The 10,604-nt window shown below is 69.8% G+C and carries 8 protein-coding genes, 1 pseudogene and 2 riboswitches; of the genes and pseudogenes, 5 read left to right on the top strand and 4 right to left on the bottom strand.

Annotation, left to right across the window (positions count from 1 at the left end):
• Nucleotides 1-175: 175 nt before the first annotated feature.
• A pseudogene (locus GH681_RS22055) lies at nucleotides 176-457 on the top strand (transposase); the annotation flags it as partial.
• A 291-nt stretch (nucleotides 458-748) separates the two neighbouring features.
• Here GH681_RS22055 and cobC read toward each other — a convergent pair.
• From cobC to cobU, 4 genes are all read right to left on the bottom strand, one after another.
• On the bottom strand, nucleotides 749-1,321 hold the full coding sequence (gene cobC / locus GH681_RS22050; RefSeq protein WP_153163672.1) for an alpha-ribazole phosphatase family protein: 573 nt from the start codon (nucleotides 1,319-1,321) through the stop codon (nucleotides 749-751).
• A complete protein-coding gene (locus GH681_RS22045) occupies nucleotides 1,306-2,076 on the bottom strand; it encodes an adenosylcobinamide-GDP ribazoletransferase (protein WP_153163671.1) in 771 nt (256 codons plus the stop codon). Before GH681_RS22045 ends, cobC begins: the two co-directional genes overlap by 16 nt.
• An 11-nt stretch (nucleotides 2,077-2,087) precedes the next feature.
• Nucleotides 2,088-3,122, bottom strand: coding sequence for a nicotinate-nucleotide--dimethylbenzimidazole phosphoribosyltransferase (gene cobT, locus GH681_RS22040; protein ID WP_153163670.1), 1,035 nt, complete (start codon nucleotides 3,120-3,122; stop codon nucleotides 2,088-2,090).
• 102 nt (nucleotides 3,123-3,224) lie between these two features.
• Nucleotides 3,225-3,782 (bottom strand): bifunctional adenosylcobinamide kinase/adenosylcobinamide-phosphate guanylyltransferase, encoded by a 558-nt coding sequence (gene cobU / locus GH681_RS22035; protein WP_153163669.1) that lies wholly within the window; start codon nucleotides 3,780-3,782, stop codon nucleotides 3,225-3,227.
• Between the two features lie 64 nt (nucleotides 3,783-3,846).
• Nucleotides 3,847-4,087: riboswitch (cobalamin riboswitch) on the top strand.
• 136 nt (nucleotides 4,088-4,223) lie between these two features.
• On the opposite strand from cobU, the gene GH681_RS22030 reads away from it, so the two are divergent.
• The 4 genes from GH681_RS22030 to GH681_RS22015 all read left to right on the top strand — a co-directional run bounded on the left by GH681_RS22030 (nucleotide 4,224) and on the right by GH681_RS22015 (nucleotide 10,376).
• Nucleotides 4,224-6,164, top strand: a complete 1,941-nt coding sequence (locus tag GH681_RS22030) for a TonB-dependent receptor (RefSeq protein WP_153163668.1) — start codon at nucleotides 4,224-4,226, stop codon at nucleotides 6,162-6,164.
• Nucleotides 6,165-6,226: 62 nt separating this feature from the next.
• Nucleotides 6,227-6,471, top strand: a riboswitch (cobalamin riboswitch).
• A gap of 128 nt (nucleotides 6,472-6,599) precedes the next feature.
• Complete coding sequence (locus tag GH681_RS22025) at nucleotides 6,600-8,453, top strand: TonB-dependent receptor (protein WP_153163667.1); 1,854 nt, start codon at nucleotides 6,600-6,602, stop codon at nucleotides 8,451-8,453.
• A gap of 94 nt (nucleotides 8,454-8,547) precedes the next feature.
• Nucleotides 8,548-9,597 (top strand): iron ABC transporter permease, encoded by a 1,050-nt coding sequence (locus GH681_RS22020; protein WP_153163666.1) that lies wholly within the window; start codon nucleotides 8,548-8,550, stop codon nucleotides 9,595-9,597.
• A gap of 2 nt (nucleotides 9,598-9,599) precedes the next feature.
• Nucleotides 9,600-10,376: an ABC transporter ATP-binding protein gene (locus GH681_RS22015; RefSeq protein WP_153163665.1), complete on the top strand. Its 777-nt coding sequence runs from the start codon at nucleotides 9,600-9,602 to the stop codon at nucleotides 10,374-10,376.
• Nucleotides 10,377-10,604: the final 228 nt, after the last annotated feature.

Raw genomic sequence — 10,604 nt, 5'->3', positions numbered from 1 at the left:
CTGGGCAAGCGTACGCGCTGGCTGAATTCAAAAGAAATTGAAGCGTATTCGTGTCCACGTCGTTCGGCGTGGACACGAATACGCTATTTGGGCTGCCCGGGGGAGATGGGGTGGCCGGACGCTTACATTGAAACTTTACACCTATCCGTACTCTCGAACTCCTGGCGCAGCACTGATGCGCGGCGAAGTCGATCCCCAGTCCTCGATGTTTCACTGTTTCTCGGTCGAGTACCGGATTCCGGCTGATCACCTGTTGCGTAGGGTGAAGAAACTGGCCGAGTCGGCATTGTCGGCCATTTCTGCGGAACTCGACGGCCTTTACGCCCGGACGGGCCGCCCTTCGATCCAGCCGGATCGCCTGCTCAATGCACAATTGATGATCGTCTTCTACTCGGTTCGCTCGGATCAGCAGTTCTGCGAGCAGCTTGATTACAACCTGCTGTTCCGCTGGTTTCTTAGCCCACTACGAAGGTCGGGGCTGGCGCCGCTTGCCCCATCACGCAACCTTGCGCGTCGCTGCTTACGGGGCTCTGGTCGCCGAACGGCTGCGTCACAAGGATATCAAAAAAGCATTGTTTGGCCCGCAGTCTGCCGTACCCGAAGGTTACGTGTCGCGCGGCTGTTCGACGCGCCCAGCGGCATGTTCCCAATTCGATCTCAACGCTACGGTGGACCATCGCGTTGATACTGGTCAATTGCTTTCAGCAATGTCCATGTTGCGCACAGGAAAGCGCGGGAGATTGATTTGTTATTTTGTGACACAGCAAGAGTGGCGGTTGAACCAGCGCAGCACGGTGCCCCAGTCGTGGAGATCCAGCCGGGTGACTTCGCCGCAGGCGAAGTCGAGGGTGAGCCAGCGTTCGGGCGGCAGGCCCAGCAGCTCGCCGGCCAATGCCCGGAGCGGCCCGCCGTGGGCGACGACCACCGCCGCGGGCGGGGCCTCGGCGCGCAGCCCGGCCAGAAAATCCAGTGCGCGGGTGGCCATCTGGCGGGGGGATTCACCGCCCGGCGGGGCGAAATCCAGGGGTTCGGCCACCCACGCGTCGAGGGCCGCCTGGCCGATGTCGTCGAAGCTGCGCCCTTCCCAGTCGCCGAAGTGGATTTCCTTCAGGCGCGGGTCGAGGCGCGGGGTGCCGAGGGCTTCGGCGAGCAGGCGGGCGCGGGCCAGGGGGCTGGCGAAGAGGGCGTAATCGGCCGGCAGCAGTGGGCGCAGGCGCTCGGCCACCACGTCGGCGGATTCGGCGAGGCCCAGGTCGGTCTGGCCGTAGCAGATCCCCGGCGCCACGGCGGGCCGGGGGTGACGGATCAGGTAAAGCTCCACGCGGCGAGGATTCCCAGATAGATTGCGAGTTCGGCCACCTGCTGGGCGGCGCCCAGGCAGTCGCCGGTGTAGCCGCCGAGGCGGCGCAGGAAGATGCGCCGGGCCTGGATGCCGACCGCCGCGCTCACCGCCAGCACGGCCAGCGCCTCGCGGGGGTTGAGCAGCAGCAGCGGCAGCACGCCGGCCAGGGTGGCGATGCCCAGCTCGGCGGCGGTGGGGCGGCGGGCCACCGGAGCGGATTTCGAGCTGTCGTCGGGGCGGGCGTAGTCGAGGGTGGCCATCAGCCCCACCGCCACCAGCCGCGACAGGGGATGGGCCACCAGCAGGGCGGCGATCACCGGGTAGTCTTCCTCGGCGCCCAGGTTGGCGAGGGCGAGGTACTTGGCGAGGAGCATCAGCACCAGGCCGATGGTGCCGTAGCTGCCGATCCGCGAGTCCTTCATGATCGCCAGCACCTGCTCGCGGTTCCAGCCGCCGCCGAGGCCGTCGCAGGCGTCGGCCCAGCCATCTTCGTGGAAGGCGCCGGTGATGCGGATGGTGGCCGCCATCGCCAGCACCACCGCGATATCCACCGGCAGCACCTGCACCGCCAGCAGATACACCGCCACACCGACGAGCCCCACCAGCCAGCCCACCAGGGGCAGGTAGCGCGCCGCGTGGCCGAGCTTTTCGGGGGCGAAGCCGACCCAGCCCGGCACCGGCAGCCGGGTGAAGAAGCCGATGGCGATGAAGAAGAGTTCGAGCTGGGTGCGCATCCGGGCCGGGATCAGGCTTTGCCGGCCACGCCGGCGGATTCGAAGCTGGCCATCTCGTTGAGGAAATTCACCGCGGCCTGCACCAGCGGATACACCAGCGCAGCGCCGGTGCCTTCGCCCAGGCGCAGGTCGAGCTGCACCAGCGGTTCGGCGCCCAGGTGGGCCAGCTGCACCACGTGGCCGGCCTCGTGGGAGCGGTGGGCGAACACGCAGTAGTCGAGGATCTCGGGCGCGATGGCGTGGGCCACCAGCAGCGCGCTGGTGACGATGAAGCCGTCGATCAGCAGCACCATCTTCGCCTCGGCAGCGCCGAGCATGGCGCCGGCCATCATGGCGATCTCGAAGCCGCCGTACTCGGCCAGCGCGGCGAGCGGGTCGGTGGGCCGGCCGCCGCGGGCGACGGCCTTGGCCAGCAGGCCGCGCTTGCGGTCGAGGCCGGCGTCGTCGAGGCCGGTGCCACGGCCGATCACGGTGGCGAGGTCGGCGTCGGTGAGGCAGTGGGTGAGGAGCGACGCGGCGGCGGTGTTGCCGATGCCCATCTCGCCAAAGCCGACCACGTTGCTGCCGTTGGCGGCCAGCGCGCGGGCGAGCTCGCGGCCGCGGGCGAGGGCGGTGTCGCGGGTGGCGGCATCCATCGCCGGGGTTTCCAGGTAGTTGGCGGTGCCGGCGCCGAGCTTGGCGTCGATGAGGCCGGGGCGGACGCGGAAGTCATGGGCCACGCCGGCATCGACCACCGTCAGGCCGAGGTTCATCTGGCGGGCGAAGACGTTGATCGCCGCGCCGCCGGCCAGGAAGTTCTCGACCATCTGCCAGGTCACGTCCTGCGGGTAGGCCGACACGCCGGCCTTGGCCGCGCCGTGGTCGCCGGCGAACACCAGCATCTGCGGCTGGCGCAGTTCGGGCGAGCACGTCTGCTGGACGAGCCCGATCTGCTTCGCCAGGGCTTCGAGCCGGCCGAGGGCGCCGAGGGGCTTGGTCTTGGTGTCGATGCGCTGCTGGAGGGCGGCGGCGATTCCCTGGTCGGGGCGGGCGATGGCGTAGGTCATGACGGTGACGGGAGCGGGGCGAAGCCGCGGATGCTAGCAGGGCGGGCGGGTGGTGGGAAATGGGAAGGGTGGGAAGCGGGGAATGGGAAATCGGGAGTGGGGTCAGGGGCGGGGCATGTCCTTGAGGACCAGAGGCAGGCCGGCGGCGACGAACACCACCCGCTCGCACAGCGCGGCCACGGCCTGATTGGCGCGGCCGGCCTCGTCGCGGAACAGCCGGCCCAGCGGTGTTTCGGGCACCAGGCCGAGGCCCACCTCGTTGGCCACGAAGATCACCTGGCCGGGGAGGCGCGGGATCAGGTCGAGCAGCGCGGCGCGCTCGCGGGCGAACATCGGCAGCCGCTCGGCGCCTTCACCGGGGGCGAGAGTTTCGGCGTCATCGAGCAGGTTGGCGAGCCACAGGGTCAGGCAATCGACCACCACGCAGCGATCGGGCGCGGCGGTGGCCTCGAGGGCCGCGGCGAGCTGGCGGGGCGCTTCGACCACCTGCCAGCCGGCCGGCCGGTCGGCCTGATGGCGGGTGATGCGGGCGTCCATTTCGGCGTCCAGCGCCTCGGCGGTGACGATGACATGCACGGCAAGCCCGCTTGCCGCGGCTTCGGTTTCGGCCAGGCGGCTCTTGCCCGAACGGGCGCCGCCGAGGATCAGTTCGCAGCTCATGGAAATCCGGAAGTGTCTGAATTGGTGGTATTATCGCAGGCTGTTTGCCGGCGGCGCGGTCTGCCGGCAACAAAGTGCTCCAGGTGCTCCACGGGCCATCCGGCCCAGGAGTTAAACGGGAAACAGGTGCGCGGTCTTCCTCGAAGCCGCCATGCCTGTGCTGCCCCCGCAACGGTAAGCAGGTGCACGGTGCGTCAATGAGCCACTGGGTTTTTCAACCTGGGAAGGCGACGCGCCGCGGCCGGTGGTCAATCCACCCGCCCAGCCTGCGAGCCCGGATACCGGCCTCGGACACACCAAGCGGAAGTGCCACGGGGTGGTGGCGACGGGCGCAGCCGGAGTTTTCCGGCGCCTCTCCCAGTTTCTCCCCCTTCGCGTGCTTCCACACATGATTTGCCCGATTCGGCGGGGACGCCAGCGGGCCAGGGAGAACACATAAAAATGATCAACCGCCATTCCGCCGTCGCGCTCGCCGTGGCTGCCGCCCTTGCCGCGCCGGCCTTCGCCGCCGACGTGCAGCCCGAAGTCGTCGTCAGCGCCAGCCGCTTCGACGACGTCGACTCCAAAGCCCCCGTCAGCCTCACCCGCATCAGCCGCGAAGACATCGCCCGGAGCGGCGGCGCCAGCCTGCCCGACGTGCTGGGCCTCGCCGCCGGCATCGACGTGCGCCCCATGTCCGGCGCGCTGGGCATCGACACCGTGGTCGACCTGCGCGGCTTCGGCGAATCCGCCGGCAGCAACACCCTCATCCTCGTGGACGGCCAGCGCCTCAACCCGGTGGACATGAGCGGCATCGACTGGTCGGCCATCCCGCTGCAGAACGTCGATCGCGTCGAGGTGATGCGCGGCACCGGCGGCGTGCTGTTCGGCGACCGCAGCGTGGGCGGCGTGATCAACATCATCACCGACAAATCCGGCGCCCCCCGCGCCAGCGCCGGGCTCACCCTCGGCAGCTACGGCTACCGCCGGGTCGATGTGTCCGCCGCCGGCTCGGCCGACGCCACCTACTTCAACGTGTTCGCCAACTACGCCGACGTGAACGGCTGGCGCAAGAACACCCAGGGCGACCAGCGCGCCGTCTCCGGCCGGGTCGGGCACATCCTCGGTGACGAGCGCGAAGTCTTCGTCGACGTGGCCGCCTACGGCGATTCCAACGGCCTGCCGGGCTCCATCAAGCGCGCCGACTACGACGCCGACCCGACCCGCGCCCGCAGCCTCACCGACCAGCAGAAGCGCGAGGGCTACCGCCTGCGCCCGGGTGTGCGCTACGCCATCACCGACACCCTGATGCTCGAAGGCGAGATCACCTACAACACCTCGCGCCAGAACGCCGTGTACGGCGCCACGCCCTACATCGCCAACCGCGACACCACCGCCTTCACCCCGCGCCTGCAGTGGCGCCACGGGCTGGCGGGGCTGGCCAGCACCACCGTCGCCGGGCTGGATGTGTTCCACGGCAAGGTGGATAACGTCGCGCTGGATCAATCCGGCTCCCAGCTGTCCCGCGCCTTCTACGTGCAGAACACCACCTCGCTGCGCTCCGACCTGCACCTCACCCTGGGCGGGCGCCGGCAGATCGTCCGTCAGCACGCCGAAGACCGCGTCAATGGCATCGACGGCGAAGCCACCCACGCCCGCAACGCCTTCGAGGCCGGCCTCGCCTGGGATCTCGATCGCAGCACCCGGCTGTTCACCCGCTGGGGCCAGGTGTTCCGCTTCGCCAACACCGACGAGCTCTTCGGCTACGACCCGCTCACCTACGCCCCGGTGTTCACCGGCGGCAACGTGCGGCCCCAGCACGGCACCAACCTCGAAGTCGGCGCCCGCTACAAGGCCGACGGCCTGCTGCTGCAGGGCGCCATTTACCGCCTCAGCCTCACCGACGAGATCGGCTACAACCCCATCACCTACGCCAACGAGAACTTCGACCGCACCCGCCGCGAAGGCCTCGAGCTCGAAGCCCGCTGGCGCGCCCTGCCCAAGCTCGAGCTCAACGCCGGCCTCACCACCCAGAACGCCAAGTTCGTGGATGGCCCCTACAGCGGCAACACCGTCACCCTCGCGCCCAACCTCAAGTACCGGGTCGGCGCGGTGTTCGACGCCGCCACCGCCGGCCGCTACGGCGCCACCTGGACCCACGTGGGCAAGCGCCGCTTCGGGGGCGATTTCGACAACACCAAGGAGATGCTCGACGGCTACGGCATCCTCGATCTGCACGCCGACTGGAAGGTGCGTGACGTGACGCTGCAGCTGCGCCTCGCCAACGCCACCAACCAGAAGTACGCGCCCTACGCGCTGTATTCGTCCTTCGCCGGCGACTACTACTTCTACCCGGCGGAAGGCCGCACCCTGTTCGGCTCGGTGCGCTACTACTTCCGCTGAGTCGTCGCGCTTCATCACAGCTTCAAACCAGCAGGAACCTTCGGCCGGCGGCACCGCTGCCGGCCGATCGACGTGACCAAGGTGCTCCCGGGCCGGCAGGCCCGGGGGTTAAACGGGAAACAGGTGCGCGCGCTTCTCGCCGAAGCCGCAAGGCCTGTGCTGCCCCCGCAACGGTAAGCAGTAACACGACGCGTCACTGCGCCACTGGGCCCTTCGGCCTGGGAAGGCGACGCGCCGCGGCGGTGCCGGTTTCAACGGCCCCGCCCCACTGCAAGCCCGGATACCGGCCTCGGTTGCCTCAAGCGGAAGTGCCACGGGGTGGTGGCAGGCGCACGCCGGACGGTTTCCGACCGTCCCGGGCCAGCCTCTCCCCCGGGTGCTTCCACCAGCAAACCACCGGGTTGGCGGGGACGCCGCCCGGCTCGGGAGACCTCCATGACCTTCATCCGCCCCACCCTTGCCGCCCTCGCCGTGGCCACCGCATTCCCCCTCACCGGCCTTGCCGCCGACGCCGAACAGCCCGTCGTGGTCGTCACCGCGTCCCGCCAGGCCCAGCGTGCCGACGAGGCCATCGCCGACGTCACCGTGATCGACCGCGCCCGGATCGAACAATCCGGCGCCAGCTTCAGCCTGCCCGAGCTCCTGGCCCGCCAGCCGGGCATCCAGATGGCCACCAACGGCGGCCCGGGCAAGAGCACCTCGATCTTCATGCGCGGCGGCAACGGCAACCACACCATCCTGCTCATCGACGGCATGCGCATCGGCTCCGCCACCACCGGCACGGCCAGCTGGCAGGACATCCCCCTGTCGCAGATCGAGCGCATCGAGATCGTCCGCGGCCCGGCCTCGGCCCTCTACGGCGCCGACGCCATGAGCGGCGTCGTCCAGATCTTCACCCGCAAGGGCCACGGTACGCCGCGCGTCGACGCCTTTGCCGGCGCGGGCAGCTACGGCGCGCGGGAAGTCTCCGCCGGCGTGGCGGGCGGCACCGAGCGCCTCAGCTACGCCCTGCGCGGCGGCTACACCGAAACCGAAGGCACCAGCGCCAAGATGCGCAAGGCCACCGGCTACAACCCCGACCACGATCCGTATCGCAACACCAGCGTCTCCGGCAACCTGGGCTACCGCCTCGCCGACGGCCACGAGCTGGGCGCCACCTTCCTCGCCACCGAAGGCCGCAACTTCTACGACGGCGAAGCCAGCTTCAACAACTACAACAACTCCGCCCAGCGCGTCTGGAGCCTCCACAGCCGCAACCGCCTCGCCGCCAGCTGGACGAGCACCCTGCGCTTCGGCCAGTCGGTGGATAGCTACGAAGGCTTCATGCTCAGCAAGCCCGCCGGCTCCACCATCCGCACCACCCAGGACCAGCTCGCCTGGCAGCACGACATCCGCCTGCCCGTCGGCACCCTGATGGCAGCCTACGAAAACCTCCATCAAAAGGTGCTCAGCGAAGGCGCCTTCGATGGCGGGCGCACCGTCAACTCGGCGCTCCTCGGCTGGACGGCCGGCCTGGGCGCCCACACCGTGCAGCTCAACGCCCGTCACGACGAGAACAGCCAGTACGGCGGCAAGACCACCGGCTACGCCGGCTACGGCTACCAGATCGCCAACGGCCTCCGCTTCACCGGCAGCATCGGCTCGGCCTTCCGCGCGCCCACCTTCAACGAGCTGTACTACCCCGGCTTCGGCAACGCCAACCTCAAGCCCGAAAACGCCTACAACAAGGAGATCGGCCTGCTGTGGTCGCAGGGCGGCAGCTTCGCCAGCCTCACGGTGTTCCGCAACCGCATCTCCGACATGATCGTCACCTTCCGCAACCCCAGCACCGGCCGCTCGATGCCGTCCAACGTGCGCGAGGCGCTGGTGCAGGGCGTGTCGCTGGCGGGCGGTACGCGCCTGGCCGGGTTCGACCTGGAAGCCGGCATCGACTTCCTCGACGCCAAGGACCGCGACTCCGACGCCAGCCTGCCGCGCCGGGCCAAGCAGAGCGGCCACTTCCGCGTCAGCCGCAAAGTCGAGCGCATCACCGCCGGGGTCGAGCTGCAAGGCGTGGGCGGCCGCTACGACGCGGTCAGCTTCAGCACCACCGCCCTCGCCACCGCCACCGAGCGCGACCGGCTGGGCGGCTACGGCCTCCTCAACGCCTTCGTGAAGTACGCCGTCACGCCCGAATGGAGCGTCGAAGGCCGGGCCAACAACCTCCTCGACAAGCAGTACGAGACCGCCTACGGCTACAACACCCCCGGCGCCAACGTCTTCTTCGGCGTACGCTACGCCCCGAGGTAATTCGTAACCAAACCGGGCCGCGGGCAACCCCCGGCCCGGCGCTGAACACACCCATGAACCCACACACCCACCGCCCGCAGGCGGCCTTCTGACGATGGCCGACGAGCTCCACCTCGCCACCCGCAGCGCCGCCTCTACCCCGGCGGCGCGCCCCGGTGCCGGCCGCCACGGACGCCGGCGCGCCCGGCTGGTGCTGGCCGCCCTCGTCGCCGCAGCGCTGGCCGCCTTTGCCTGGGCGCTCTCCGCCGGCGCGCTGGCGGTTACCCACGCCGATCTGCTCGCCGCCCTCACCGGCAGCGGCGGCGGGATGGAATCCGACATCATCCGCACCCTGCGCCTGCCCCGCGCCGTGGCCGCCTTTGCGTGTGGCGGCCTGCTGGCCCTGGCCGGCGCGCTGATGCAGGTGCTGCTGCGCAACCCCCTGGCCGACCCCTACGTGCTGGGCATCTCCGGCGGCGCGGCGGTGGGCGCGCTGGGGGCGATCCTGGCCGGGGCTGCCTCTGGCTGGATCGATGCCGGCGCCTTCATCGGCGCGCTGGGCGCGACGCTGCTGGTGTTCGGCCTCGCCCACGGCGATGGGTCATGGACGCAGACGCGCCTCCTCCTCACCGGCGTCATCGTGGCCGCCGGTTGTGGCGCGGCCGTGGCGCTGATGCTCAGCCTCGCGCCGGAAGGCCGGGTCAAGGGCATGCTGTTCTGGCTGATGGGCGACGCCAGCAGCGTCAGCCAGCCGTGGCCGGCGCTTGCCGTGCTGGGCCTGGGATTGGTGGCGGTGCTGCCCTTCGCGCGGGAGCTCAACCTGCTCTCCCGGGGCGAGATCACCGCCCGGGCCCTGGGCGTGCGCGTCGGCCGCCTGCGGGCGCTGGTGTATGGCCTGGGCGCGCTGCTCACCGGCGTGGCGGTCACCACCGTCGGTTCGGTGGGTTTCGTCGGGCTGATCGTGCCGCATCTGGTGCGCCTCGCCATCGGCAACGACCAGCGCCTGCTGCTGCCCGCCGCCACCCTGGCCGGGGGCGTACTGCTCACCGCTGCCGACACGGCGGCCCGCACCGTGGTGGCGCCCATCCAGCTGCCGGTGGGCGTGCTCACCGCGCTGTTTGGCGTGCCGGTGTTCCTCTTTCTGCTGACGAGGCATCCGCGATGAAGATGGACGCCCGTCCCCCGGTGCTCGGCACCGAAGCCCTCGCCGTCGAAGTCGGCCGCCACCGCGTGTGCCGCGATCTGGATTTCACCCTCCAGCCCGCCGACACCCTGGTCATCCTCGGCCGCAACGGCGCCGGCAAGAGCACCCTGCTGCACACCCTCTCCGGCCTGCGCCCGCCCGCTGGCGGCAGCGTGCTGCTCTCCGGCAAGCCCTACGGCGACTGGCCTCGCGGCCACGAAGCCTGCCTGCGCGGCCTGCTCGCCCAGAGCCAGCCCGACTACTTCAGCGCCACCGTGCTCGAGACCGCCCTCGTCGGTCGCCACCCGTATCTGGGCCGCTGGGATTGGGAAGGCGAGGAGGACGAAGCCATCGCCCTGGCCGCGCTGGAGACGATGGGCCTCGCCGGCTTTGCCGAACGCCAGGTGCCCACCCTGTCCGGCGGCGAGCGCCAGCGCCTCGCCATCGCCGCGCTGCTCGTCCAGCAACCGCGCCTCTATCTGCTCGACGAACCCCTGGCTCACCTGGATCTGCACCATCAGGTGGCGGTGCTCGATCACTTCCAGGGGCTCGCCAAAGGCGGCGCCGGCGTGGTGATGGTGCTCCACGACATCAACCTCGCCGCCCGCTACGCCAGCCACGTGCTGCTGCTGGATGGCGAAGGTGGCCACGTCATCGGCCCCGCCGCCAGCGTGCTCACCGTCGACCGCCTCTCCGCCGCCTTCGGCCATCCGCTGCGAGCGGTGGCGGATGGCGACGACACGCTGTTCGTGCCCGTTTAGCCATCCTGTAGGTCGGACTTCAGTCCGACAAACCCTGCCTGATCGACCCGCGATGTCGGACTAAAGTCCGTATATGGACTCCTCCCGTTTTGCTAGCGCGGATGTTGGACAACAAGGGGATCGATTGCTCACGTATATCCGGCCTCCTGGTTGGGCGTAGTGGCCCGGGCCATGATGAGTTATCCGCGCGTCTGCTCCTGATCGACCTAGCGTGCTCGGTGGCACATC

Origin of the sequence: Zoogloea sp. 1C4, from assembly GCF_009469605.1 — a bacterium.
Classification (GTDB): domain Bacteria; phylum Pseudomonadota; class Gammaproteobacteria; order Burkholderiales; family Rhodocyclaceae; genus Zoogloea; species Zoogloea oryzae.
This window is presented reverse-complemented; position numbering and strand designations above follow the sequence as displayed.